This is a genomic window from Synechococcus sp. KORDI-100 (assembly GCF_000737535.1).
In the GTDB taxonomy this organism is placed as follows: domain Bacteria; phylum Cyanobacteriota; class Cyanobacteriia; order PCC-6307; family Cyanobiaceae; genus Parasynechococcus.
The window spans coordinates 668,655-693,589 of record NZ_CP006269.1; the positions used below are offsets into that span (position 1 = coordinate 668,655).

General features: G+C 61.8%; 25 protein-coding genes and 2 tRNA genes. 12 read left to right on the forward strand and 15 right to left on the reverse strand.

The genetic code is table 11. From position 1 onward, the window contains the following. Nucleotides 1-6: 6 nt before the first annotated feature. From KR100_RS03210 to rplC, 3 genes are read right to left on the reverse strand one after another with little or no spacing between them, the layout of a single operon-like run. Nucleotides 7-309 (reverse strand): 50S ribosomal protein L23, encoded by a 303-nt coding sequence (locus tag KR100_RS03210; protein WP_028953635.1) that lies wholly within the window; start codon nt 307-309, stop codon nt 7-9. Further along, a complete protein-coding gene (gene rplD, locus KR100_RS03215) occupies nt 302-937 on the reverse strand; it encodes a 50S ribosomal protein L4 (protein WP_038543148.1) in 636 nt (211 codons plus the stop codon). The genes KR100_RS03210 and rplD overlap by 8 nt, the downstream gene beginning before the upstream one ends. Continuing rightward, nucleotides 937-1,593 carry a 50S ribosomal protein L3 gene (gene rplC, locus KR100_RS03220; protein WP_038543150.1) on the reverse strand — a complete coding sequence of 219 codons (657 nt, stop codon included), beginning with the start codon at nt 1,591-1,593 and terminating at the stop codon, nt 937-939. The genes rplD and rplC overlap by 1 nt, the downstream gene beginning before the upstream one ends. 386 nt (nt 1,594-1,979) lie before the next feature. Here rplC and KR100_RS03225 point away from each other — a divergent pair, with 386 nt between their 5' ends. The 6 genes from KR100_RS03225 (at nt 1,980) to recA (ending at nt 7,258) form a co-directional block, all read left to right on the forward strand. Further along, complete coding sequence (locus KR100_RS03225) at nt 1,980-2,441, forward strand: NAD(P)H-quinone oxidoreductase subunit N (RefSeq protein ID WP_038543152.1); 462 nt, start codon at nt 1,980-1,982, stop codon at nt 2,439-2,441. Further along, on the forward strand, nt 2,408-3,454 hold the full coding sequence (locus tag KR100_RS03230; protein ID WP_038543154.1) for an LdpA C-terminal domain-containing domain: 1,047 nt from the start codon (nt 2,408-2,410) through the stop codon (nt 3,452-3,454). Before KR100_RS03225 ends, KR100_RS03230 begins: the two co-directional genes overlap by 34 nt. Nucleotides 3,455-3,476: 22 nt before the next feature. Continuing rightward, complete coding sequence (locus KR100_RS03235) at nt 3,477-5,093, forward strand: AAA family ATPase (RefSeq protein ID WP_038543157.1); 1,617 nt, start codon at nt 3,477-3,479, stop codon at nt 5,091-5,093. 101 nt (nt 5,094-5,194) lie between these two features. Next, a tRNA-Gln gene (locus KR100_RS03240) sits at nt 5,195-5,266 on the forward strand. Nucleotides 5,267-5,276: 10 nt separating this feature from the next. Further along, entirely contained in the window at nt 5,277-6,032 is a 756-nt protein-coding gene (locus tag KR100_RS03245) for an HAD family hydrolase (RefSeq protein ID WP_038543158.1), read from the forward strand. 86 nt (nt 6,033-6,118) lie between these two features. Continuing rightward, nucleotides 6,119-7,258 (forward strand): recombinase RecA, encoded by a 1,140-nt coding sequence (gene recA / locus KR100_RS03250; protein ID WP_038543160.1) that lies wholly within the window; start codon nt 6,119-6,121, stop codon nt 7,256-7,258. Between the two features lie 5 nt (nt 7,259-7,263). Here the strand turns inward: recA and KR100_RS03255 are convergent, their stop codons facing one another. From KR100_RS03255 to KR100_RS03265, 3 genes are read right to left on the reverse strand one after another with little or no spacing between them, the layout of a single operon-like run. Further along, nucleotides 7,264-7,629 carry a DUF1815 family protein gene (locus KR100_RS03255; RefSeq protein ID WP_051847297.1) on the reverse strand — a complete coding sequence of 122 codons (366 nt, stop codon included), beginning with the start codon at nt 7,627-7,629 and terminating at the stop codon, nt 7,264-7,266. A gap of 53 nt (nt 7,630-7,682) precedes the next feature. Then, nucleotides 7,683-7,928, reverse strand: a complete 246-nt coding sequence (locus KR100_RS03260; protein WP_038543162.1) for a DUF2839 domain-containing protein — start codon at nt 7,926-7,928, stop codon at nt 7,683-7,685. A gap of 54 nt (nt 7,929-7,982) precedes the next feature. Continuing rightward, on the reverse strand, nt 7,983-9,428 hold the full coding sequence (locus KR100_RS03265; protein ID WP_038543165.1) for a helicase: 1,446 nt from the start codon (nt 9,426-9,428) through the stop codon (nt 7,983-7,985). Nucleotides 9,429-9,486: 58 nt separating this feature from the next. Here KR100_RS03265 and KR100_RS03270 point away from each other — a divergent pair, with 58 nt between their 5' ends. Further along, nucleotides 9,487-10,383, forward strand: a complete 897-nt coding sequence (locus KR100_RS03270) for a prephenate/arogenate dehydrogenase (protein WP_038547785.1) — start codon at nt 9,487-9,489, stop codon at nt 10,381-10,383. On the opposite strand, the gene crtD is transcribed toward KR100_RS03270, so the two are convergent. Beyond that, nucleotides 10,370-11,863, reverse strand: a complete 1,494-nt coding sequence (crtD, locus tag KR100_RS03275) for a C-3',4' desaturase CrtD (protein WP_038547788.1) — start codon at nt 11,861-11,863, stop codon at nt 10,370-10,372. The genes KR100_RS03270 and crtD overlap by 14 nt on opposite strands. A gap of 50 nt (nt 11,864-11,913) precedes the next feature. Between crtD and KR100_RS03280 the strand changes: the two genes are divergently transcribed. Continuing rightward, a complete protein-coding gene (locus tag KR100_RS03280; protein WP_038543167.1) occupies nt 11,914-12,807 on the forward strand; it encodes a fructosamine kinase family protein in 894 nt (297 codons plus the stop codon). A gap of 9 nt (nt 12,808-12,816) precedes the next feature. Here the strand turns inward: KR100_RS03280 and KR100_RS03285 are convergent, their stop codons facing one another. Further along, nucleotides 12,817-13,209 (reverse strand): CAAD domain-containing protein, encoded by a 393-nt coding sequence (locus KR100_RS03285; protein ID WP_038543169.1) that lies wholly within the window; start codon nt 13,207-13,209, stop codon nt 12,817-12,819. A gap of 46 nt (nt 13,210-13,255) precedes the next feature. Between KR100_RS03285 and KR100_RS03290 the strand changes: the two genes are divergently transcribed. After that, entirely contained in the window at nt 13,256-13,717 is a 462-nt protein-coding gene (locus KR100_RS03290; RefSeq protein ID WP_162176473.1) for a M67 family metallopeptidase, read from the forward strand. Next, nucleotides 13,696-14,862, forward strand: coding sequence for a molybdopterin-synthase adenylyltransferase MoeB (moeB, locus tag KR100_RS03295; protein ID WP_051847298.1), 1,167 nt, complete (start codon nt 13,696-13,698; stop codon nt 14,860-14,862). The genes KR100_RS03290 and moeB overlap by 22 nt, the downstream gene beginning before the upstream one ends. A 6-nt stretch (nt 14,863-14,868) precedes the next feature. Here moeB and KR100_RS03300 read toward each other — a convergent pair whose 3' ends face one another. After that, nucleotides 14,869-16,017, reverse strand: a complete 1,149-nt coding sequence (locus KR100_RS03300) for a cob(I)yrinic acid a,c-diamide adenosyltransferase (protein ID WP_038543173.1) — start codon at nt 16,015-16,017, stop codon at nt 14,869-14,871. Nucleotides 16,018-16,070: 53 nt separating this feature from the next. On the opposite strand from KR100_RS03300, the gene larE reads away from it, so the two are divergent. Further along, nucleotides 16,071-16,910 (forward strand): ATP-dependent sacrificial sulfur transferase LarE, encoded by an 840-nt coding sequence (larE, locus tag KR100_RS03305; RefSeq protein WP_038543175.1) that lies wholly within the window; start codon nt 16,071-16,073, stop codon nt 16,908-16,910. Nucleotides 16,911-16,925: 15 nt separating this feature from the next. Here larE and speD read toward each other — a convergent pair whose 3' ends face one another. Together speD and recF are read right to left on the reverse strand one after the other, a co-directional pair. After that, a complete protein-coding gene (gene speD, locus KR100_RS03310) occupies nt 16,926-17,414 on the reverse strand; it encodes an adenosylmethionine decarboxylase (RefSeq protein WP_038547793.1) in 489 nt (162 codons plus the stop codon). 29 nt (nt 17,415-17,443) lie between these two features. Next, nucleotides 17,444-18,547 carry a DNA replication/repair protein RecF gene (recF, locus tag KR100_RS03315; protein ID WP_071839826.1) on the reverse strand — a complete coding sequence of 368 codons (1,104 nt, stop codon included), beginning with the start codon at nt 18,545-18,547 and terminating at the stop codon, nt 17,444-17,446. Between the two features lie 98 nt (nt 18,548-18,645). Here recF and KR100_RS03320 point away from each other — a divergent pair. Beyond that, nucleotides 18,646-18,719: transfer RNA gene (locus KR100_RS03320), tRNA-Arg, on the forward strand. Nucleotides 18,720-18,723: 4 nt separating this feature from the next. Here the strand turns inward: KR100_RS03320 and KR100_RS03325 are convergent. The 4 genes from KR100_RS03325 to KR100_RS03340 are packed head-to-tail and all read right to left on the reverse strand — an operon-like array spanning nt 18,724 to nt 24,893. Then, nucleotides 18,724-19,197 carry a GNAT family acetyltransferase gene (locus KR100_RS03325; RefSeq protein WP_038543179.1) on the reverse strand — a complete coding sequence of 158 codons (474 nt, stop codon included), beginning with the start codon at nt 19,195-19,197 and terminating at the stop codon, nt 18,724-18,726. 10 nt (nt 19,198-19,207) lie between these two features. After that, nucleotides 19,208-22,237 carry a phosphoenolpyruvate carboxylase gene (ppc, locus tag KR100_RS03330; protein ID WP_204207767.1) on the reverse strand — a complete coding sequence of 1,010 codons (3,030 nt, stop codon included), beginning with the start codon at nt 22,235-22,237 and terminating at the stop codon, nt 19,208-19,210. Beyond that, nucleotides 22,234-23,376 carry a glutamate--cysteine ligase gene (gene gshA, locus KR100_RS03335; RefSeq protein WP_038543181.1) on the reverse strand — a complete coding sequence of 381 codons (1,143 nt, stop codon included), beginning with the start codon at nt 23,374-23,376 and terminating at the stop codon, nt 22,234-22,236. The genes ppc and gshA overlap by 4 nt, the downstream gene beginning before the upstream one ends. After that, a complete protein-coding gene (locus tag KR100_RS03340; RefSeq protein ID WP_038543183.1) occupies nt 23,373-24,893 on the reverse strand; it encodes an anthranilate synthase component I family protein in 1,521 nt (506 codons plus the stop codon). The genes gshA and KR100_RS03340 overlap by 4 nt, the downstream gene beginning before the upstream one ends. Between the last annotated feature and the right edge of the window lie 42 nt (nt 24,894-24,935).

Sequence of the window (24,935 nt, forward strand, 5' to 3'; positions counted from 1 at the left end):
GACCCCTCAGGACTCAGGGAAGAGTTGGATCGAGCTGCCCTCCGCCAAGCGCACCACGGCTTTTTTGACCTGGGCGCGCTTACCGGCGAAACGACCCATCCGGCGGCTGCGACGGGGAGGGTTCATGGTGCTGACGCCGGTGACCTTCACATCAAACATCTGTTCGATGGCGGCCTTGATGTCCGGCTTGGCGGCACGATGGTCAACTTCGAAGGTGTACTGGTTGAACTCGAGGGCCCGGGTGGCCTTCTCGGTGATCAGCGGCCGGCGGATGACATCCGCCAGGCGTCCTTGGAAACGCTCAGTCATTTCCGTAGACCTCCTGGATGGTTGCAAGCGCGTCCTCGCCCAGCACCAGGGTGTTGGCGTGGAGCAGGTCGAAGACGTTGAGCTGATCAGCAGCGATCAGCTTCACCTTCTCGAGGTTGCGCACCGAGCGGCGGATCACCTCGCTGGGAGTCTTCAACACAATCAGCACCTTGGCGTTCGCGGCAATGCCGAGACGGCCCAGGGCGTCGGTGATCTCGCGGGTTTTCGGAACCTCGATCGCTGCACCGAAGTCCTTGACGACTTTGACGTCCTCAAGGCGTGACATCAGTGCCGTTCTCAGAGCGAGACGGCGTTCCTTGCGATTCATCGCAAGGGAGTATGTCCTTGGTTTGGGCCCGAAAATGATGCCGCCGCCAGGACGGAGGGGTGTGCGGATGGAACCCTGTCGGGCCCGTCCAGTGCCCTTCTGTTTGTAGGGCTTGCGGCCTCCACCACGCACTTCCGAGCGGGTGAGCGTGCTGGCTGTCCCCTGGCGGCTGTGCGCCTGCTGACGGAGCACCGCCCTGTGCATCAGATCGACAGCCGTGGTCTCCTTCGCCACGTTCAGGTCCAGAGTTGCCTTGCCGGCCTCCTTGCCCTGCCAGTCGTGAACAATGCAGCTAGCCATCACTGACCTCCTTTGTCAGGGTTGGCGCCCACGCGCTTGGCAGGCCGGATGTTGAGCAGGGAGCCGGGTTTTCCGGGAACGGAACCCTTGACCACAAGAAGATTGCGGTCACTGTCAATCTTCAGGATTGTCAGCCCACGGGTGGTGATCTTCTTGCCGCCGAAGCGGCCAGCCATGCGTTTGCCCGGGTAGATCCGACCTGGAGTCGTACCGGCGCCTGTGGAACCTGGCTCGCGGTGATTCTTGGAACCGTGAGTCATCGGACCGCGGCTGAAACCATGACGTTTCTGATAGCCCGCAAAGCCCCGGCCCATGGTGTCGCCGCTGACGTCGACTTTCTGACCGGTCTCGAAATCACCGACGGTGATCGCTCCACCGAGTTCCAAGCCGTCAACGGCATCGACGCGGTACTCGCGCAGATGACGCAGCAGCTCATCGCCGGATTTGGACAGGTGGCCCTTCGCAGGGCGGTTGATCAACTTCTCGCGTGTGTCGCCGAAGCCGATCTGTACCGCGGCATAACCGTCGGTGTCGTTGCTCTTGAGTTGGGTGATCCGGCAGGGGCCCGCCTCGATCAAGGTGACCGGGACGGCTTTTCCCTGCTCGTCGAAGAACTGGGACATTCCCAGCTTCTTCCCAAGGATGCCGATGGACATGGGAGGAGATAAGCGCCAGCTGGACAACCGCTCTCCGGTTACCCGGACAGGGTTTGGCGTGCTGATCGTTTGAACGCAGACTTGAACGAAAAGTCGTTCTGGAAAGTTCAGAACAACGTTTTCGATGGGGCTAGCGGGCGATTCAGCAAGGCTGGGACTTGAAGGACGGAGGCCGAATGGCATCCGTTTCAGTTTCCCGGCGTCTCCCGGGGGGAGCCGCACTGGCCTGGAGATCCGGCGCAATCGCCGAATCTGTTCCACCGTCTGGAGGCCCGGCTAGCGGACGGGCACAGAACTATGGAACAAACAAAAAACATACAGGACTGCCGACCCGCTTCTGCTGGCGGTCCAGCTCCTGCCAGACTCCTGCTATCCCCTGTCCAGCCATGCCGCTGCTTCTGACCGGCCGAGGATTTCGACGAGACCTCGAAGCGAACGGCTGTTTGGCCGTCCATGCCCCACTGGAAGGAGGCGCTGAAACCCGCTTGCTGCGTCGTTTGCGCGGAGCCGGTTATCGCACCCGCATCCTTTCAGCTCGGGGACTGGGCGATCCGGAGGTGTTCCTGACCCAGAAACACGGTATTCGACCACCGCATCTCGGACATCAGAGTGTCGGTCGAGGTGCGGCTGTGGGAGAGGTGCAGCAGGTGGTCCCGATGCTGGGAGACCTCTTCGACGGTGATGCGCCCGTCGCGTTGTGGCTCCTTGAGGGACAGGTGCTCTCGAGATCCGAGCTGTTGTCGCTCTGCGATCTCTGCCGACGGGAGCCGCGTCTCCGCATCGTTGTTGAGATGGGAGGAGCAAGGAGCTTGCGATGGCAGCCGATGGGCGATCTTCTGGAGCGTTGAGTCCCGAGACGGCTCTTGCACAGGGCCATTGGGTGAAATTGATCTGCGGTGCCAGCAATCAGGATCTGCCGGCCATCACCGATCTCTGCACCGTGTTCGGGGCTGCAGGCGTTCATTGCATCGATGTGGCTGCGGACCCCGCCGTCGTCGAAGCGGCCAGAGCCGGTTTCGACTGGCTGTCGCGAAAAGGCCTGAGCACCCCCTGGTTGATGGTGAGCCTCAGCGACGGTCGGGATGTTCATTTCCGCAAGGCATGGTTCGACGCTTCGAAATGCCCGTTGGATTGCCCGAGGCCATGCCAGACGGTTTGTCCTGCTGATGCGATCAGGGCCGTGGGAGCTGTTGACGCTCAGCGCTGTTATGGGTGTGGACGCTGCCTTCCGGCATGTCCCCAGGGATTGATTGAGGACCATGACCACAAGGTCAGCCTGGCTGATATCAGTGGGCTGATCGCAGAACTCTGCCCTGATGCCGTCGAGATTCATACGGCGCCTGGACGACATGAGGCGTTCATGGATGTGGTGGGGGCGTTGGCGACAGCGGATGTTCCCCTTAGGCGGCTAGCGGTGAGTTGCGGCCTTGAAGGACATGGCTGGACGACCCGGCAACTGAGCCAGGAGCTCTGGCAGCGATATCGAAGCCTTCGCCGTTTTGGCTTTCGCCCGCTCTGGCAGCTCGATGGCCGTCCGATGAGCGGTGATGTCGGGGCGGGCACGGCCCGCTCAGCGGTCCAGCTCTGGAGAGCCATGCGACCGTTGGCACCACCGGGGCCACTGCAGCTTGCGGGCGGCACCAATGCCAGCACGCTCGACCATCTTTCTCCGGGTGAGCGACCAGCCGGTATCGCCTTTGGAGGCGTTGCCAGGCGTCTGCTGATGCCGCTGCTGGACGGGGCACAACTCCGCGGAGTTCCCCTCAGGGCATGGCCGGAAGGGTGGGCTGCGGCTGTTCAGCAGGCCAGAGCACTGATCCAGCCATGGCTGGATCGCCCCTCGTCGCCCCTCAACTGCTAGAAGGCGGATGGGGTCTGGATTCATGACGACAGAGCGAATCACTGATGACCTGGATCGTCTTCTCGATCTCTTGCCTGACCCTGTCCAGGTGGCTTTGAAGCCACTGGAGCGACGTGACCAGCTGCTGGAGGTCGTTCTCGACCTGGGGCGTCGACCGGAGGCCCGTTATCCGGGCCGTGCTCTGGAATTGCACGATGCAGCTCTGACTCGGGAGGATCTTCAGGCTGTTGTGTCCAGGCTTGGCCGTTTCGGAGCCGATAACAGGGCTGGGATTGAGCGCACCCTGCATCGCATCAGTGCCATCCGGAATCGTCAGGGTGAAGTGGTCGGTCTCACCTGCCGGGTTGGGAGGGCCGTGTTCGGCACCGTCGCCATGGTGCGGGATCTTCTCGATACGGGGCAGTCGCTCCTGCTGATGGGGCGTCCAGGCGTTGGAAAGACCACAGCACTTCGAGAGATTGCCAGGGTCCTCGCCGATGAGCTGCACCGCCGCGTTGTAGTGATCGACACCAGCAACGAAATCGCCGGTGATGGGGACATCCCGCATCCGGCCATCGGTCGGTCGCGGCGGATGCAGGTCGGCCGTCCGGAGCTCCAGCACCAGGTGATGATCGAGGCGGTTGAAAATCACATGCCCGAGGTCATCGTCATCGATGAAATCGGAACCGAACTTGAGGCGCAGGCCGCCAGAACCATTGCTGAACGCGGGGTGATGCTGGTGGCCACGGCCCACGGCAACGCCCTGGCCAATCTGATCAAGAACCCCACCCTCAGCGACCTCGTCGGTGGTATTCAGTCGGTCACCCTCGGTGACGATGAAGCCCGGCGACGTCGCAGTCAGAAGACCGTGCTGGAGCGTGCCGCAGAACCGACCTTTCCCTTGGCGGTGGAAATGCACAGTCGTCACCGCTGGGCCGTCCACACAAACGTGGCCGCCACGGTGGACCTGTTGCTGCGCGGTCAGTTGCCCCTGGCTCAGGAACGTGAGCTGACCGTGGATGGTTCCGTGCAGTTGGTGGATCCTCCGGCGCCCAACCGGCCAAGACGCCCTGTGCTGGCTGCGGTGCCGATGCCGCCCCCCGATGGCTCCCGTGCTGAGGGGTCGCCACCGAGTCCCGCGTCCAGCTCGTTGGATGTCGTTTCAAGTGACGATCTGCAGGTGTTCTGTTGTGGTCTATCCGTTGCGAACGTGGATCAGGCGATCAGGCGTCGTTGCTGGCCTGTTCAGGTGGTCGAGGATCTCGGTGAGGCCGATGTGGTTCTGAGTGTTCGCCAGGGGCTGGGACGGGAACCGCGGGTCCGCCGTCAGGCCAGGGACCTTCGCGTCCCGATCCTGGTCATCAAATCCGACACACTCGCGCAGATCGAGCGTGCGCTCGAGCGACTTCTGTCGCGCCGTGCCGATTCACCGGAGTTGGAGCCGGTCCCCCCAGATGACCATGACGATGAGCTGGCCGGCCTGGAGGAATGCCGGTTGGCCGTGGAGCAGGTCGTCATGCCTGAGGGGCGGCCTGTGGAGCTGCTTCCACGCAGCGAGCGGGTGCGGCAGATGCAGGCCGACCTCGTCAGCCGTTACCGGCTGCGCAGCGATGTCTTCGGGCATGAGGAGACGTGCCGCCTCAGGGTGTTCCCGCCCTGACAGCTGGAGGGGCGGACTCGGGCAATTGACGAAGGTGGCGCCGCTGTGGGTAACTATTCAGAAGCCGGAGCGCCGTCCGATCGTGGAGCCGCCCGGATCATTGGGCCGTCGCCAAGTGGTAAGGCAGCGGGTTTTGGTCCCGCCATTCCTAGGTTCGAATCCTAGCGGCCCAGTTTTTCCGTCATGACTGACCGTCCACTGCTCGTCTTCGATTTCGACGGGGTCATCGTCGATGGCATGGCTGAGTACTGGTGGAGCGCAAGCATGGCGGCGCGCACTCTGCTTGCCGAGGAGGAGCCCCTGTTGCCCTCCGCCTTGAATGTTCCCGCGGCGTTCCGGCAATTGCGGCCATGGGTACATCACGGCTGGGAGATGGTCCTGCTTGCCGCCGAAATGGCTGAGCTGGAGCCGGAGGCCTGGATCCGTGATTACGACGCGATGCAGCGGCAGGCGATACAGCGGCGTGGATGGCAGGCCGAACAGCTGCAGGATGCTCTCGACCGGACCCGTCAACAGGCGGTGCGAACCGATCGGGACGCCTGGCTGGCTCTGCATCAGCCCTGTCCGGGCATGGTTGATCGGTTGTCCTCTCTCGCCTCTGAAGGAGCCGACTGGGCGGTCCTGACGACCAAGAGCCAGGCATTCACAGCTGAACTGCTGGCATCAATGGGGCTTCAGCCATGGCGGCTTGACGGTCGTGAATCCGGCTCCAAGCCCGAGGTGTTGCTTGCGTTGCAGCGGGAGCGTCCCCTGCGGGCTTTTGTTGAAGACCGTCGCGCCACCCTCGAGACCGTGCTTGCGACCCCGGGCCTGGAACATCTGCCCTGCCTGCTCGTGAGCTGGGGGTATCTCAGGCCAATGGATCGCCGTGATCTGCCAAAGGGCATTCACCTTCTGCAGCCGATTGATCTCGCGGCCCCCTTGGCGGACTGGCCCTGATTCGGTAGCGTACGCTTGTACTACCTGAGACGATTCGACGCTTCCGTGGCATTGGATCTCTCGTTCTTTAGCTTCAGGTCGTTTTTATGCCTGCAGAGATGAAATCCAACGCTTCCGGTTCCGATCTCCGTCCCCATGAAGGGCGTCCCGGCGAGCGTGACAAAGCCCTGAATCTGGTGCTCGGTCAGATCGAGCGCAATTTCGGCAAGGGATCGATCATGCGTCTGGGTGATGCATCCCGCATGCGGGTTGAGACCATCTCCACCGGGGCTCTGACGCTGGATCTGGCCCTTGGTGGTGGTTACCCGAAGGGCAGGGTCGTCGAGATTTACGGCCCGGAAAGTTCCGGTAAAACCACGCTCACGCTGCATGCCATTGCGGAGGTGCAGAAACGAGGCGGTGTGGCTGCTTTCGTCGATGCTGAGCACGCTCTCGACCCCGTCTATGCCGCCTCGCTGGGTGTGGACGTTGAGAACCTGCTGGTCTCCCAGCCCGATACGGGTGAGATGGCCCTCGAAATTGTCGATCAGCTCGTCCGTTCGGCGGCTGTCGACATTGTTGTTGTCGACTCCGTGGCGGCTCTCACGCCCAGGGCGGAGATCGAGGGAGAGATGGGAGATCTGGCTGTCGGGAGCCAGGCGCGTCTGATGAGTCAGGCCATGCGCAAGATCACCGGCAACATCGGTAAATCGGGTTGCACGGTGATTTTCCTCAATCAGCTGCGTTTGAAGATCGGCGTCACCTACGGCAACCCTGAAACCACCACCGGTGGAAACGCTTTGAAGTTCTATGCCTCGGTGAGACTTGATATCCGTCGCATTCAAACGCTGAAGCGCGGTACCGAGGAGTTCGGGATCCGGGCGAAGGTGAAGGTGGCCAAGAACAAGGTGGCGCCTCCGTTCCGGATTGCGGAGTTCGACATCCTGTTTGGTCGGGGCATCAGCACCGTTGGCTGTCTTCTGGATCTGGCGGAAGAGACGGGTGTGGTGATCCGCAAAGGCGCTTGGTACAGCTACGAAGGCGACAACATCGGGCAGGGCCGGGACAACACGATCACGTGGCTGGAACAGAATCCTGAGATTGCCTCGACAGTGGAACAGCTTGTTCGTCAGAAGCTGACGGAAGGATCTGAAGTCACTTCAAACTCAATGCGGCCGCTCGCAGCTGCTGCTGCCCGCAGCACTGCCGAGAAGTCAGCGTCGATCAAGCCGGCCAAAGCGGCTTGACAGGTTCAGATCGTCCGGACGATCGCCATATCCGAGTGAGCTGATTGTGCTTGCTCGGATTTTTGGTTCTGGTGCAGCATCTGGGCAATTCGTTGAAGCTCCTGGATCGCCTCGGCACCTTCGAGTTTCACAAGCTCGCGTCCATTTCTTGATTCGACCCAGCTGATGCCGAAGTCAGAGACCAGGAACCGGACCATATGGGCGTCTCCGAGGTCTGCCACGAAGGAGGCTCCGTGTCCATCACGGCCATCCCCGCAGACATAACAGCTGGCGGAGATTCCCTTGCTCTGCAGGCCTTCGGCCAGGGCCTGGAGACTCATCACCAGATCCTGAACGACGGACCGATAGTGCTCGGCAAGGCGTGGAAACATGCCACTTCTACGGATATTTCCAACGCTAAAGGTTTTCTACAGAATTGTGGCGCTCAGGGCGTGTCCGTCAGCGTCCACCAACCTGCGGCGGGTCCGATGAAGCGGACCGTGATCCAGAACACCACCAACAGGGCAATGCCAATCCAGGCCCCTCGCGTGGTGATGTCCACGAACTGTCTCGTCTGGTTTTGGCTCAGCGGCAGCCAGGGCACGACCCGAGGAGAATCATCTGTTTGCTTTGTCGGCTTCTGAAGCCGTGGTGGCAGTCCCTGGGCAGCTCGACGACGTGCTTCTCCCATGCGGTGGCCCGGCGTTGGGCGCCAAGCCTAAGGACGTCCGAGCCCTCTGACCTGTCAGTCCGGCAGAAGTCGATGCAGGGCGACCCAGGGTTGAAGACATTGCAGCACCTGTTCACCCCATCCACGACCGCGCACCCGTCCATCCAGGATCGCTAGACGACCGCCGTTCCGTCGCAGAGACGAGGTGGCTGCAGGGAGCAGGCTGAGAGCCTCCGGCAGCAGGAGGCTGCGGAACCAGTCCTGTCCGCGCTGCTTCAGCTGTTCCACCCGCGCCGAGGTCAAAGGGTTCTCGAGGCTTGCGATCGGCAACAGGGCAATGATGATCTGCTCTGGTTGGGGGAGTTGGTTCTGGTGCTCCAGCCACCAGGTCCACCGGGCACTGATCACCCCATTCGGCTCGGGGGCGGTGGCCTCCTCGACGACGCGGGTGCCGAATTCAGCCGCCAGTGAGCTGGTCAGGGGTCTTCGCAGGTTCTGATCATCGAGGAGCAGCACAGTCAGTCCTGAGCGCCCGAGGATCAGGCGCCGGCTCTGTTCAAGCAGATGTTCCGCATAGATCTCAGTGTTGGGGAGCGGTTGACGTCTGGGGGCGAACACTGACAAGGATTCATCCAGATCCGGCTCCCGCAGACAGGCGCTGACGTCAGGATTGAAATCAGCCTCCTCGAGCTCCCTGTCGAGGGAACTGCTCTCACCACCGGTATTCAGCATCAGGGCGGGGCGGTCGCGCAGCAATCCCTGAAGCAACGCCAGTGGCTCCAGCGGTTCAAGACACCAGCTCCACTGGAGAAGTTTGTGGTCCAGTTCCGCCCAGCTGCCCCATTGCGTCGGGTCCGCTGCCAGCCATGCAGACCAGGGTTCAGGGCAGGGACCGATCAAGCGCAGCAGATCTCTGAGTGCCTGGGGCTCTCCACCGCTGAGGCGCATCTGAGCATCCACCCGCGGGGCCTCACTGAACAGTCGTCGGCCAATGCGGTCGTGCAACTGCATCAGGGCGCCATCAACCGCGGGGTGGGCGCGACGCAGATGTTCCCAGTCGCCGGTTTGGATGCGGATGGCCAGGCTGCGTCGCAGCTGATGGCTGAACTGCTCCACCTGTGGCAGGAGCAGTTGTCTGGTCCCCAGCTTGTTGTGGCGCCAGGCTCGCACGAGCTCTTCGGTGTTGAGCAGCCAGAGCCCCTCCTGCGTTGGCGGGGAGTCACCCTCCCAGCAGGGCAGGCGAAAGCCGAGCTCCCGGAGTCGAGGCAGTTCGACCTGCAGCAGTCGATGACGTTGCCTTTCGTTGAGCACCAGAACGGTGTCACGCACCTCCAGGCAAAGCGGAACCAGCAGACCAAGCCACCAGTGTTCCTGGTGGCTTGGGGCCAGATGGATCAGCGTTCGATCGCGACGGCGCAGGCTGCGCCCCACCAAACGACTCAAGGTCAGATGGTGGGGCCAGTCGCAGGCCCCTTGTCGCAACAGCGACTTGAGTTGGAGGTGGGCCTGCGCTTCCAGCATCGGGGCACCTTAAACACAGTTGTCGATGCAAACGGTGCATTGCAATCCATCGAGCAACATGACGGCAGCCGAGGGGACAGCCATGGCGGCACAACAGAGGGTGGGGGTCGTCGGCCTTGGTCTGATCGGCGGTTCACTCGGACTGGATCTTCAGGCCAGAGGCTGCTGGGTTCAGGGTCTGGTGCACCGCTCCGAAACCGCCGAGCGGGCTATCGAACGGGAGCTGGCGAGTGCCGTCAGCACTGACCCTGCCTGCCTCGCCAGCTGCGATCTGGTGATTCTGGCCCTGCCGATTCCTCTACTGCTCAAGCCAGACCCCGTTCTCGTTGATGCGTTGCCCAAGGAGGCTGTGGTCACCGATGTGGCCTCCGTGAAAGCACCTGTTCTGGCGGTCTGGCGTCGATGTCACCCCCGTTTCGTCGCCAGTCATCCCATGGCGGGGACGGAACAGTCGGGCGTTGAAGCCGGTCGACGGGATCTCTTCAGGGGGCGGCCATGGATCGCCACCCCAGATGAGTCAACGGATTCAGACGCTCTCGCGAGCGTGGAGGCACTGGCCTGCGGTCTCGGAAGTCTCTGGAAAACGGCTGCCGCCAGCCAGCATGATCAGGCGGTCGCCCTGATCTCCCATCTGCCCGTTCTGGTCAGTGCCGCGCTGCTCCGTGCCGTTGGGGATGAGCGCGATCCAGGCGTGCGTCAGTTGGCCATGGATCTGGCGTCCAGCGGTTTTGAGGACACCAGCCGTGTTGGTGGTGGCAATCCGGCCCTGGGAGTGGCGATGGCTTCCGGCAACACGGACGCTGTTCTGCGGGGGCTTGCCGCCTATCGCTGGAGCCTGGAACAGCTGGAGGAGGCTGTTCTCAATCAGAACTGGCAACAGCTCCGTCAGGAGCTGGAACGTACCCAGGCCTTGAGACCATCGTTTTTGGGCGACCGATCGGTCAGGCCAACGTGAAGGGCGCGCCGCGCTTCGCCATCAGCTGACGACAGGCATTCAGGGCTGAAAGTGTCACTCCCGCTGTCCCCTCTCCGGGATGGAGGCTGTCCCCGCAGAGCCAGAGCCCGTCCATGGGTGTCCGTCCTGCCAACCCGAAGGGTCCGAAATGATTGGGATGTTGGCCAAGTCCGCCAACGATGCCCTGGGGCCGACCGGTCCAGCCTGCAAAGCCTCGAGGAGTCGCGAGTTCGCCATGCAGCCATGCGGACGGATCAAGGCCGAGCCACTGGTTCAGCTGCGAGCGAATCGTCTCCAGCATCGTTCCTTTGCGTCGCTGATAGGCCTCTTCCTCCAGCTGGCACCAATCCGAGGTTGGTGTGAACACGCTGGCGATCAAGGTGGCCTGGCCGAGGGGGGCACGCCCATCGCCATCGCGACTGACGGAGACGAACAGGGGCCCTGGATCATCACAGCTTCGCTGTAGATGGCCTGGACAGTCATTCGGCAGGGCATCTCGTTTCACGACGCCGTAAAACACCAGTGCACCGCTTGGTTTTGGTAACTGGTCCAGTCGTCGGCGGTATCCCGCTGGCAGGTCTTCGGGCATCAGCGCTGCCAGACACTGCGGCGGCAGGCTGCTGATCACGTCCTCAGCCTCCAGTTGTTGTGTCCCTCCAGGGCTGTCGACCGTCAGCCTCCAGCCTTTTGGGCATCGGTGGATGGCCATCACGCGATGACGCAGCGCCAGGTGGCCGTTGTGTCGTTGCATTGCAGCGACGAGTCGGTCGCTCAGGATCTGCATGGAGCCATGCAGGTGCCAGAGGCCAAGGGGTGCTTGAGCCATCTGCAGCACGGTGGCGCCGTAGAGCGCTGCTGTGCGGTGGGCCGGTTCCTGGGAATAGAGCTTCAGCTGCAGATCAAGAAAGTGGCGCAGCCGTTGGTCACCGGCGCAGCCACAAAGGTTCTGGAGGTCGGCCATGGTCAGCCCCGTCAGGAGGCCTGAGGCAACGGTTCCCGCGCGAAGGGCACCGAGGAGCTGTTGCAGGTCCCATCCATTGCGAGGCGTGACGATCGGATCGCGCGCTGCAAAGGCCCAGTTGCTCTGGTGGATGGTGAGGCAGGCCTTCCAGAACCGCTCACTTCCAGGGAACTGACGCTCGCGTTCAAGGGCCCATTGCTCAGGGTCGTGCCACAGGCGGATCGGTTCCGAGCCATCAGCAAGATCCACCTCGCAACCTGGATCAAGGATCTCGGCCTCCGGGATCTGGATGCCCAGATGACGGAAGACCCGTTCATGGCTGCCTCCAGGCTCCAGGCCTGCCACTTGGGTCGCTCCGACATCAAAGATCCACGGTCCGCGCCGAAAGGTGCCAGCACATCCACCCGGCTGATGGTGGGCTTCCAGCAGGGTGACGGGAACACCCTGCCTGGCGAGCAGCGCAGCTGCGGTCAGACCGGCAATACCACCGCCGATCACAATCACACCGGGTTGACTCAAGCGCTTCGCAATCACCGCGGCATGCTGGCAACAGCCGGGGCTCTCTGCGGATGGATTCAAGCCTGAGAGAGGCCCTGGTGGCTCCCAACGGTCTCCTCGCCGGCGAAACCCTGGAGTCGGTGCACCCCGTGAGTGGTGGCTGCATTCATCGGGCCTGGCGTTTGACCCTGGGTGGTGGACGCATCGTGTTCGCCAAGAGCGGACCGCCACAGGCGATGGATCTGTTCGAGGTCGAGGCGGATGCTCTCGACGCCTTGCATGACCATGCCCCTCGGGAGTTGCTGGTGGTTCCCCGCCCTCTCGGCATTAGCCGGATGGCGGTTCACGCCGTTCTGCTCTTGCCTTGGCTGCAGTTGAGCGCGATGGATCAGACGGCCCTCGGTCGTGGCTTGGCCTTGCTTCATCAGAGCTCGTCATTGGCTGCCGATTCCCGCGGTTACGGCTGGCATCGAGACGGTTACATCGGGTCTGGCCCCCAGCCAGGGGGATGGCGTGATCGATGGGGCGATGCCTTCATCGAGCTGCGATTGCTCCCGCAGCTGAAGCTTGGATGCTCATGGGGCCTGAAGCTGGAGGATTGTCAGGCGTTTCTTGAGGCGCTCGCCACCCATCTGAATCGTCTTTCGATCACTCCATCACTGGTTCATGGGGATCTCTGGGGTGGCAATGCAGGTGCTCTTTCGGACGGCCGTGGCACCCTATTCGATCCAGCCGCATGGTGGGCTCACCACGAAGTGGATCTGGCGATGACACGCCTTTTCGGAGGTTTCTCCAGGGACTTTTACCGGGCCTACAACGCAGTGATGACGGCCGAACCGGGGTCACAAGATCGCATCGAGATTTACAACTTCTATCACCTGCTCAATCACGCCAACCTTTTTGGCGGCGGCTACATCGACCAATCGAAGGCTTGTCTCAGAAGCCTTGTCAGGCGGCTGATGTGATCATTGAAGTCAACCGAGATACTCCTGACGCAGGGTTTGGACCTTTTTGATCAGGGCATTGCGTTTGTCGCTGGTGGTGAGGTTTTTCCAGCTCCATTGACCGACAACGACAACCCCCAGAAGTTCCAGCAGACCAGGAACCACCGGCAGAAGATTGATGGTGTCGAGAATGCCCTTGATCAGGATCTGGGCAACGATGACGGCCGCGAAGATGCCGACGATCTTTCCAATCCGCCCCATCTGATTCCAATCCACCTGGTCCAGGGTCTCGTTCACTTTTCCGAGCACATCGCTGTATCGCTCTGCGAACGATGTGCCCGCCTCAGGGGCCCCAGTTCCGCTGTCGACTGCCGAAACCTGAGTTTCAGCGGCATCCTTCACTTCAGTGGTGGCTTCACTCATGGGGTCGAGGGGCTCACTTGCACGGTTTGCAGAGCGTATCGGCGAGATGCCGTTTGTGCCATCGCTGCTGTGCCTGGATCATCAATGCCTCACGCTTCTTGATCACACCTTCGGAGCCAGATCCCCGGATGAAGGATGCGCGCTGTTGCTGGGCCCCGTCCCGATGCAATCGCGTTGGTTGGTGAACACGGTCTGGCCCTGCTGCAACGTGTGGTGGCCGCCCGCGGAACGGACGTCATGCTTCGCCGTGAATCCGATGGAGCAGCTGGCGGCTCAGCGCTGGGGCCGTGGCAGAGGCCTGCAAGTGCTTGCCGTGGCCCATTCCCATCCGGCAGCAGCGGCGATTCCATCGGACAAAGACCGACGACTTGGGCTCTCCGATGGACTGATGCTGATCACGGATCGCGATGGCTCCCCACTCGCCTGGTGGCTGGATGGGGAGCGTCGGGTGACCTCGATTCCCGTGGAGGTCTGGGACACTCGTCAATGCCAGGAGGCCTGCTCGTGATCACGCCCCCGAGTGCTGGCAACGATCTGTCTCCCGATGAACGGGAGCGCTACTCCCGTCATCTGATGCTTCCCGAGGTGGGAGCCGACGGTCAGAAACGGCTTCGAGACGCCTCCGTTCTGTGCGTTGGCTGTGGAGGACTCGGCTCGCCACTGCTGCTTTATCTCGCTGCTGCCGGTGTTGGTCGGATCGGCATCGTGGACGGTGATGTTGTGGAGCTCTCCAACCTTCAGCGACAGGTGATTCATGGGGAACGCTGGTTGGGCCGCTCCAAGGCCCAATCCGCTGCCAGCCGGCTTGCAGATCTCAATCCCGATTGCAGCGTTGACGTCCATGAGCTGATGCTCTCGGTTGACAACGCCCTGGATCTGATCGCTCCCTACGACCTTGTCTGCGACGGAACCGACAACTTCCCGACCCGCTTCCTGGTGAACGACGCCTGTGTGCTGCTCGGCAAGCCCCTGATCTATGGCTCGGTGCAGCGGTTTCACGGTCAGGTCAGTGTGTTCAATCGAACGGTTGACAGTCCCAACTACAGAGATCTGCTGGCGGAGCCCCCGCCGCCTGGGGAGGTTCCCTCCTGCGCTGAGGCTGGTGTGATGGGCGTGATGCCAGGGCTGATCGGTTTGATCCAGGCCAGCGAGGCCATCAAGCTGATCACGGGGATCGGACGCTGCCTCGATGGTCGCCTGCTCGTTGTGGATGCTCTGTCGATGCGTTTCCGCGAGTTGACTCTGACGGTGGATCAAGACCGTCCGCCGATCGAGAACCTGATTGACTACCGCCAGTTCTGCCGCCCGGAGTCGTCTGCGATGGACAGCATCAGTGTCAGCGATCTCAATGCGTTGCTGGAGGCCGGCTCTGATGATGTGGTCCTCATCGATGTGCGGAACCCTTCGGAAGCAGCGGTGGCGTCGATTGCTGGAAGCCATCTCATTCCCCTGTCGTCCATCGAAAACGGAGATTCGCTCGATCAGGTGCGATCGCTGGCGCAGGGGAAGCGTCTCTATGTGCACTGCAAGCTCGGTGGGCGCTCGGCACGCGCAGTCCAGATCCTGGGGGACCAGGGCGTTGCGGCCGTCAACGTCGATGGAGGCATCGATGCCTGGGCACAGCTCATCGATCCCTCGATGGCCCGCTACTGACAGAGGTCAGTAGTCCACGCCGCGTTTGAGATCGACGCCCTGTTCGGCGTAATGCTTGTGGCACACCATCTCGGAGTGAATGCTGGCGAGGTCGAAGTAAGCGGGCGGCGTCTTGCACCGACCGGTGATGATCACCTCCGTTTCCAATGGTTTTCGTAGAAGGGTCTGAACAATCGGTTCCACCGGCAGCAGCTCAAGATCCACGGTCGGGTTGAGTTCATCAAGAATCACTGTTTTGTAAAGACCGCTGGAGATGGCAGCCCGAGCGATCTCCCAGGCTCGTTCCGCCTCCACGTAATCGATCGGTTCCTGCTGGCCGCGCCAGACGATGGCGTCCCGCCCGGAGCGCAGGTGATCCACCAGGTGCGGATAACTTTCCCGAAGAGCAGCGATGGCCGCGTCCTCGGTGTAGCCCGTTCCTCCTTTCAGCCACTGCAGGATTAGCACTCTGTGGCTTTTGTCCTGGCTGATGCCTCGCCCGATGGCTTGCAATGCCTTTCCCAGAGCACTTGTTGATTTGCCCTTCCCTTCGCCCGTGTAAATCTCAATCCCGCTGCTCATGCTCAACGGGATCACACGGTCGTCATCAAGGCCAGGACGACGATGGGCTCGCATTTCGGAGTGGAGGTCTGCCTCCTGAATCAAGGGGGCTGGAGCGGCACGGCCGGTGACGATGATCTCCATGCCTTCCGGACGATTCGCCAGGGTTTGGACCACGTCGTCAATGTCCAGCAGTCCGAGATCCAGCACCGGATTCAGTTCGTCGAGAACGACAACGGAATAAAGGGCGCTGGCGATGGCCCCCTTGGCGATCACCCAACCCCTCTCGGCCTCCTCCCGGTCAAAACGGGTGGATTCCTCCGCCGTGAAATGGTCGGCCCGGCCTGTGCGCAGTTGATCGATCAGATGGGGAAACCCCTGCTGCAGGGCTTCGATCGCCGCATCCTCGTCGTAGGCACGACCAGGCCCTTTCAGAAAACGGAGCAGCAGAACCCGTGTTCGCCGCTGTTCACAAATGCCCAGACCAATAGTTCGCAGCACAACGCCGAGGGCAGCCTGGCTTTTGCCCTTGCCCTCTCCGTCATAGACGTGCAGCTGTCCCTGGCTGCGTTCTCGGCTGTCTGCCGCGGTATTGATGCCGATGCGGCGGGGCATGGACGCAGCTCTTACGGTTGGAGCCTACCTAGATCGTTCAGGTTGTCCCGTTGATGTTCCGGCTGCAGGAAACGTTGCCAGCTCGGGCGGCTGATCAGCTTGCGCGGCTCAGGCAGTGGTTCAGGCAGGGGCGAGCCGACACCCCGTTGATCTGTGTCGCCTACTCCGGCGGCGTCGACAGCACCTTGGTGGCAGCGATTGCTCACGAGCAGCAGGGTGAACGGGCTCTGGCCGTGACTGGAGTCTCTCCAGCGCTGGCCCCCCACCTGTTGCAGGAGGCCAGAACCCAGGCCGGTTGGATCGGAATCCGCCATCAGGAGTGCAGAACCCGCGAACTGGATGATCCCGGGTACAGCAGTAACCCGCAGGACCGCTGCTATGCCTGCAAACAGGAACTGCACGCCCACCTCAGTGAGGTGATTGCGGCTGCTGAGGGTGGTTTGGTGGTCGATGGTGTCAATCTCGACGATCTTGGTGATCACCGCCCTGGAATCAAGGCCGCACGCGAGGCGGGTGTTCGTTCTCCTCTGGCGGAATTGGAGATCGACAAGGCCACGATTCGCCAACTTTCAGAAGCGCTGGGTTTTCCCTGGTGGGACAAACCTGCCCAGCCATGTCTCGCGTCGCGGTTCCCCTATGGAGAGACGATCACGGCTGAACGTCTGAGGCGGGTCGGCGCTGCTGAGGCATGGCTCATCCAACGGGGTTTCCACCACATCAGGGTCCGCAGTCAGGGATTGGCGGCGCGGATTGAGATTCCGCGCGATCAGATCGCCAGCCTGGTCGCCCTGACAGAACAAGAGCCACTGGTCACGGAGCTGATGGCGCTGGGATTCACCTCAGTGAGTGTTGATCTGGAAGGTCTGGTCAGCGGCAAACTCAATCGCCGCTGACCGGTTTCAGGCCATTCAGATCGACAGGGACACCGGGCTCGGTGTTCGAAGTTCCGTTGCCAACGCGGCAGGTGTTTCGCGCAGGAAACTTCTGAGTGCGTGGCGGCCTGCCCGCAGTTCCTCGCTCATGACACGGCACGCCTGTTCAGGCATGGTGTGGTCACCACAGGTGAACACATCAACGGCGGCGTAGCCGTTTTCAGGCCAGGTGTGAATCGAGATGTGGGATTCGGCCAGGAGAGCCAAGCCTGTGACGCCCTGGGGCTCGAACCGGTGGGTGATGAGGTTGAGGAGAGTGGCGCCAGCACGCTTTGCAGCGGTCGTGATGGCGGTTCTCAGGAAAGCTTCGTCGTCGAGTCTTGACTGGTCGCAGTCGTAGAGCTCGAGGATGCAGTGTTTGCCCACCATGTCGGTGGCGCCGGATGGTGCGGTTGGCTCGGGTCTCTCGGGTTTGTTGTCACCCCATCCCGGGTTGGGATGCAGGTCAGACAGGCTCTGCTTCATCAGGCGTCGGCGCAAAATGGCCTCAAAGGCTATCCGACGTTCAGAGCATTGTTCAGATCGGATTCCACCAGAATCTGAGCATTCTGACGCCAGCCACCATCGAAGGCTTCGAGGTGGGTGGCGCTGACCAGACACTGGTGTGACGTCCCGACTGCTTCGAGCAAAAGCTGCTGTCGGGTGGGGTCGAGTTCGGCCAGAACATCGTCCAGCAGAAGCAATGGCGGTTCGCCGCAGAGCTCCGTCACAAGCTCAAGTTCCGCCAGCTTGAGCGCCAGCACCAGCGTCCGCTGCTGCCCTGCCGAACCGAATCGGCGCGCCGGAGATCCACTCAGCATCAGCTCGATCTCATCACGGTGAGGACCCACCCTGCAGCTGCCCAGCCGCTCCTCATCGGGTCGTTGCTGTTTCAGCTGCTCTTCGATGGCCAACCGCCATGGTTCTTCAGCCTCGTCCGCCTCGAGGGTGCTGCCGGGTCGATATCGCAGCTCCAGCGCTTCGGTCCCTCGACTGAGATGGGCCTGCCACTGACGCGCCAATGGCTCCAGGCGACGCAGGGCTCGTTGCCGTCGCCGGTGGATGCGTGTGCTCACAAGAGCCATCTGCAGGTCAATGGCATCCAGCAGTCCGGCGCGTTCTTGGTCGCTCATCGTGGCGATGCGTTTCCACAGCTGACTGCGTTGACGCAGCAGTCGACTGAAGCGGCTGATCAGATCGGCGTAGATCGGCTCCAGCTGCAGCACCACGCGATCCAGCCACTGGCGCCTGAGGGCTGGCTCCCCTCGAACCAGTTCGAGATCGAGAGCACTGAAGCCGATGCAGCGCAGAGGTCCGATCAGATCCAACTGACGGCTCAGCAGTTTTCCGTTACGGCGGGCCTGGCGTCCGCCACTGCGACGCAGTTCCAGTTCCAGGCAGTCCCCTTCCCTGAGCTCGGCGCGCAGCGTGGCCTGGGCTGCGGTCCACTGGATGAGATCCCTGTCCTGGCTGCAGCGATGGGACCGCAGTGTGCCCAGCAGTTCCACGGCCTCCAGCAGGTTTGACTTTCCAATCCCGTTGGACCCGATCACCAGCAGCCTGGGATGCGTCAGTTCCAGCTGCAGGTTTGTCTGGTTACGAAACCCCCGCAGCGTCAGCCTTTTAAGCCGGATGGGTCTCTGAGCAGCGTGTGGGTAAGGTACCTGTAACTGGTCGGCCTAGGTCGATCTTCCGCTGCGGCTCCGGGCCGTTCAGTGGGCATGTAGCTCAGTTGGATAGAGCATCAGATTCCGGTTCTGAGGGTCGGGGGTTCGAGTCCCTCCATGCTCGTGTTTCATTCCGGCTTGCGGGCTGTCTTCAAAGGCAGTCCCATCGCGCGAATTCCGCTTGGATCGATCACAAAGCCGTGGGTCTCAAGAGCGGCAACAGCCATCTTCGGAGCGGACACCGACAGGCTGCAGCCCGGTAGATCCCTGCGCAGCATGTTCAGCGATCTGTGGACGAGCACGCTGAGCAGCTGCGCCTGATCCGGTCCGGGCTTGGCACAGAGATTCCAGAGGTTGGCATTGAGGGCCAGATCACTGGTGGCCCTGACGAAACCCACCAGTTCCCCACTGCTTTCATCGAGCACACTCAGTTGCCAGAGGCTGTTGTCGAGGGCGCGCAGCCAGTCGTCCTCGGCATGGGTGGTTTCCTGGCAGGCCGCTAACAGGGTGTTGATTGATTCCGGAGAGGGCGCGATTGAGCTCTCCAACCGATATCCGTTCGGCAGCTTGGGTGGGGCTGATTGGTGAAGAAAAGGGAGCATCAAGGGAACCTCAGCCTGTGTTTCGCATGCCGGCAGCGATGCCGTTTAATGTGAGGAGTGCTCCGCGCAGCAGTTCGCTGCGGCTGTAGGTGCGTCGGTCCTCCTCCACGCCGGGGGCCTCACTCATGGGGGGTTGTCTGTTCTGATCCCGCAGCCGTTTCAGAAGGGCCACCTGCAGGAAACCGAGGGGAACGATCGTCCGGTTGCGAAGATCGACCGAGAGTTGCAGCGCTTGGTCAGCGCCAAGCAGTCGCGACTGGCCGGTGATGGCGAGCACCAGGGACCGCGTCAGCTCGTATTCATCCGCAATGGTTCGGAAGATCCGCTCAAAGGATTCCCGGTTGTCCGGTGCCCCCAGGCTGGTCATGTAGTGGTGGGCCAGGTCCAGGTCGACCTTCGAGAGCGTCATCTCCACCTTTGAGATCAGCATTCGGAAGAATGGCCATCGCTGATGCAGGCGCCTGAGCAGATCCAGCTGTTCAGGGTCATCCTTGACCTCCGCTGCGAGTGCGGTGCCGACGCCAAACCAGCTGGGCAGTAGAAAACGGCTCTGGGTCCAGCCGAACACCCATGGAATGGCCCTCAGACTGGAGAGATCCTTGGCACCTGTCTTGCGCCGAGCCGGGCGACTGGAAATCTGCAATTTGCTGATTTCCTCGATCGGGGTGACCTGCTGGAAGAAGGGGACCAGATCTGGGTTGTCATGGACAAGAGCGCGGTAGTGCTCGCGCGAATGACCTGCCAGGCGGGTCATGAGTTGGTTCCAGCTCGGCGTCGCATCCAGCTGATTGGTGACCAGGCTGTTTTGCACCACAGCGGTGGTCATGGTTTCCAGGTTGTAAAGCGCCAGTTCGGGCAGGCTGTACTTCGATGCCAGCACCTCGCCCTGCTCGGTGATCTTGATGCGTCCCTGGAGCGTTCCGCTCGGCTGGGCCAGGATGGCCTGATAGGCCGGTCCGCCGCCTCTGCTCACGGATCCGCCTCGTCCATGGAACAGCCGCAGCGCAACGCCATGGCGGCTGGCCAGCTCCTGCAGAGCCATCTGGGCCTGGTGAATTTCCCAGTTGCTGGACAGGAAGCCTGAGTCTTTGTTGCTGTCCGAGTACCCCAGCATGAGCTCCTGGAGAGGCTGACGCTGCCCCCCGACGAGGGGAAGCAGTTGCCTGTAAAGGAGTGATTCGAACAGCTCCTTCATCACCTCTGGAGCCCGCTGCAGGTCTTCGACGGTCTCGAACAGGGGGACAACCAGCAGTGAGGAATGGCGGGCCGTCGGATCCACCAGACCGGCTTGTTTCGCGAGCAGCAGCACTTCCAGGAGGTCAGAACCCGTGTGACTCATCGAGATCACGTAGGAGTTGCAGATGCGCTGTCCGAATTCCTGCTGCAGACGCCGCAGCATGCGGAAGACCGCCATGGTCTCGGCCGTTGCGGCTGACCAGTCGACTCCTGTGGGAATCAGGGGCCGTCGGGTCTGCAGTTCGCGATGCAGCCACTCGACCCGTTCGCCCTCGTCCATTTCGCCGTAGGGCTTGGGCAGCTCCAGATAGCGAGTCAGTTCATCGATGGCGTCGCTGTGACGGGTGCTCTCCTGCCGAATATCGAGACTGGCCAGGGAGAACCCGAAGATGTGCACCTGGTTCAGCAGGGTGTCCAGCTGTTCACAACTCAGCGCTGTGCTGACCAGGCTGTTGCGGATCAGCTCGAGATCGCTGCGGAACTCGTCCACCGCCATGTAATGCAGGGTCTCTCCGACCTGCAGCCGGTCGATGCCCTGTGCCGCCACCTCCTGAGGGGTCTGCCAGCCAGCTTCAGACAGCTGGTTGTTCCGCAGCAGGGTGAGCTGCAAGCGCTCGAGCACGTAGCTCAACTTCAGCCGGTAGGGCTCCAGTCGGTAACGGGCTGCACGGTCTTCGTAGATGTCAGGGAAGCGCAGCCGATCCATCTCCAGGGATTCCAGCAGCTCAGGAGCCACCTGGCTCCACTGCATCGAAATGCTGAGCTGGCTGCGCAGATCCTGTACTGAGCGGACATAGCGCTCCAGCATCAGCTGACGCTGGTAGCAAGCGGTTTGCCAGGTGATTTCCGGGGTGACGGAGGGATTGCCATCCCGATCTGATCCGACCCAGGATCCAAAGGTGCAGAAGGATGCCTGCGGAAATCTCACATCCGGGTAGTGCCGACTCAGGGCTGATGTGAGCCGCCGCCGCATCTGGGGCATGGCATCGAACAGCACCTGCTGGAAGTGATGCAGCGTTGAATCGACTTCGTCCAGCACGGTCGGCTTGAACTGGTGCAGTTCGTCGGTCCGCCACCAGAGGCGGATCTCCTCCTCCAGTTGATCGCGCAGGACCTCCTCGTCCTGGCTGTTCAGCAGAGAATCGGATTGCAGCCGCTGCAGCAGATTCGCCACCCTGCGTTGCTTGCGACGAACGGTGTGGCGGACGATCTCGGTGGGATGCGCCGTGAAGACCAGGCGGATATCCAGTTCCTGCAGCAGGCTCTCGATCTGGGCAGGTGGAACATTCAGGCGACGCAGCCTCTCGAACAGTTCCCCGAAGGTGGCAGGGTCGGTCTGGCTGGCCAGAGGGGGAGCAAACGGATCGAAGGGGTGGTTATGGCTCTGCGTTTGGTTTCGCGATGGGAGAAGGCTGTCGAGATAGCCGTCCTCCTCGATCCGCTGTTCGACAATGTTGATCAGCTGGAAGTACAGCGAGAAGGCCCTGGCAGCCGCGATGGCTTCAGCCAGATCCATGGCCTTGATGAGATCGACAATCGCCTCACTGGTGCTGTTGCCGTCTCGGCCATCCAGAGCCACGGGGTCACTGAGTTGCTTCAGGCGAAGAACCCGTTCGCTCTGTTCAGAAGGACATTCACTGCGGAGAACGGTCTGCCAGAGATCCTCAATTAATTCCAGACGCTGTTGCAGCAGCCCACCATTTCCGGCGACCACACCGTCAGCCCTAAGCAGTTCGCCTCCGGGAGCGTGGACGGTGGGCTGTTGCATCGACGCTCCGCGGTTCTCTTCTTTGGTCATGATCATCCCAAAGCGGCGCTTTCGCCGTGAATCACCAGTTCCTGCTGTTCCATCGCGATCGCTCCATCGCTCAGCAGTGCACTGATGGAATGGCCCTGGGCGTGCACATCCAACCAACGCATGGCCTGGTTTCCATGCTTCAGAAGGGTTCTGATCGGTTGCAGCCGCTCCAGGAGACCGAAGCGTTCAGCCGTGGGTTCCATGCTCTCGAGCAGCTGCATGATCCAGTCGCGGCAACGGATCGATCGCCCGTCCTGCCAGTGATTCAGGCTGGCCTCGAGGCTGATCCGGGATGCTGCCGCGTCATTTTGGTCGGCAAGTGCGGCCAGATCGTCCAGCGACAGTTCGCTGCTGCAGAGAGGATCCAGGCGTGATTGCTGCTCGATCAGCGCCATCACGCGCAATTCCAAAAAAACGGTGATCGCGATGAGATCGGCAGGGTCGGTAACGAGATCGCAGATGCGCAGCTCCAGTCGGTTCAGGGAGTGGGGACGATCAGGTCCATTCGGGCGCACGGAGGTCCAGAGATGGCGCTCATTCCGCATCGCGCCGGTCGCCAGCTGCTCCTCAACCCAGTCGATGTAATGACGATGGTTGATGAACAGCGGAACGTGTTCCGGGGTCAGCGGAAACTGCCTCCAACGCTGAGAGTGCTGACCGCTGAGTTGCCCACCGATGAACGGTGAGCTTGCGCTGAGGGCCAGCAGCAGGGCGGCTTCGCAACGAATCAGCCTCACCGCTGCGAACAGCAGCTCCGGATCCGTGAGGCCGAGGTTGATGTGAACGCTCGCCGTCACAACTCTGGTTCCGTAGGTCGACTCAATTAGCGAGTGATACGGGTTGGTCGGATCGGAGCGTTCGAACCGATCGCTGTCGCCGAGACTGAGGGTGCTGCCGGGCAGCAGAGTCAGGCCCAAGGGAGCCAGCCATTGTCTGAGGGTTCGGCGAGGTCGCAGCAGGGCTTCCTCGAGCCGGTCGTAGGACGCTTCGGGTTCGGTGATGTATTCCAGATTCCGCCTGTCCGGCTCTGTGACGAAACCCGGAAGCTGTCGGGCGACCTCTGAGGCCACACCGACGTTCTCTCCGGAAGGCTTGCCGGTGAACAACTCCACCTCGAAGCCCTTGAGCAGCAAGGCAGGCCTCATGAACCCGGAGGATTGAGACAGGCCAGTGCCGTGAGCATGCCGCGTGCCTTGTTGAGGGTCTCCTCGTATTCGGCAGTCGGGGTTGAGTCCGCAACAATTCCAGCGCCGGCCTGCACCTTGACGCTGCTGCCTCCTTCAGCCCCCGGCTGAACCACCATGGTGCGGATGGTGATGGCGGTATTCAACGCACCGCAGAGATCGACGGATCCATAAACGCCGGAATAGGGACCACGGGCATCGGGTTCAAGCTCGTGGATCAATTGCATCGCCCGGATTTTTGGAGCCCCGCTCACGGTGCCGGCCGGGAAGGCCGCATTCAAGAGGCTCCAGACGTTGTTGTCGGCGGTCAGTTGGCCTTCCACCTCGCTCACGATGTGCATCACGTGGGAGTACCGCTCGATGACCATGAGATCACTGACTTTGACACTTCCCGGTCGGCAAACGCGGCCAAGATCGTTACGGCCCAGGTCAACGAGCATCACGTGCTCGGCACGTTCCTTTGGGTCCGCCAGCAGATCGATCTCCAGTTCCCTGTCTTCCGAGGCCGTGCGCCCTCGGGGTCGAGTGCCTGCGATTGGTCGAAGGCTGGCACGGATCCCTTCAGCGGCTGGTTCCGCGTGCACCATCACTTCTGGGCTGGAGCCGATCAGCTGCCAGTCTCCGAAATCGAAGAACGCCATGTACGGCGACGGATTCACCATCCTCAGGCTCCTGTAGAGCTCAAGGGGTTGCTGAGGCACGGTGGTTTCCAGTCTCTGACTGATCACGAGCTGGAACACGTCACCGGCTGCGATGTGTTCGCGGGCTGTGTGGACGGATGATTCAAAGTCTGCGCGGCTGCGATTGCTTCGCACATCGCTGACTTCCGAGGTGGCGGGAGTCCATGGCAGCGGTGCGACGGAGGGCAGCGGAGCATTCATGCGCCGACGCAGGTCGTGGATTCTGCTCAGGGCGGCAGACCAGGCGATCTCCTCGCTTTCAGCCCGTTCGATGTCGGCATAGGCGACAGCGGTGATCAGACGCTTGACCTGATCAAAAATCAGGACGGCATCCATCAGCATCCAGATGCCATCGGGGGGATCGCCAGCCGCTCGGGGATGGACCGGCACCGTTGCCTCGATCCATTGGATCAGTTCATAACCCCAGATCCCGTAGAGCTGCCCCAATGGCGGAAGCCCAGGCAAGTTGGCGCAGCGATAGCCGCTGAGGCACTGCTGGAGTGCCTCCAGAGGGTTCCCCTGAAACGTGTCCTGATCGCCATCGCGCCACCGTCTTGTCAGGTGGCTGCCTCGTGCCGATGCGGTCCAGAGCGGATCGCAGGCCACAACGCTCCAGCGTCCAAGGGTTTCCCCGCCTTCTACCGACTCGAGCAGGACGCCTGGAGGCTGGTCCGCTCCCACCTTGATCCATGTGGTGAGAGGAGTCTCCAGGTCGGCCGGCCAGCTTTCCGCCAGCGGAATAAGGTTGGCGCCAGCTGCAGCAGCCTCGCGAAAGGCTCCGCGATCAGGATTGAACATGCGCGCATCCTGCCAGCTTCACCAGCGTTCAAAGGGAACGCT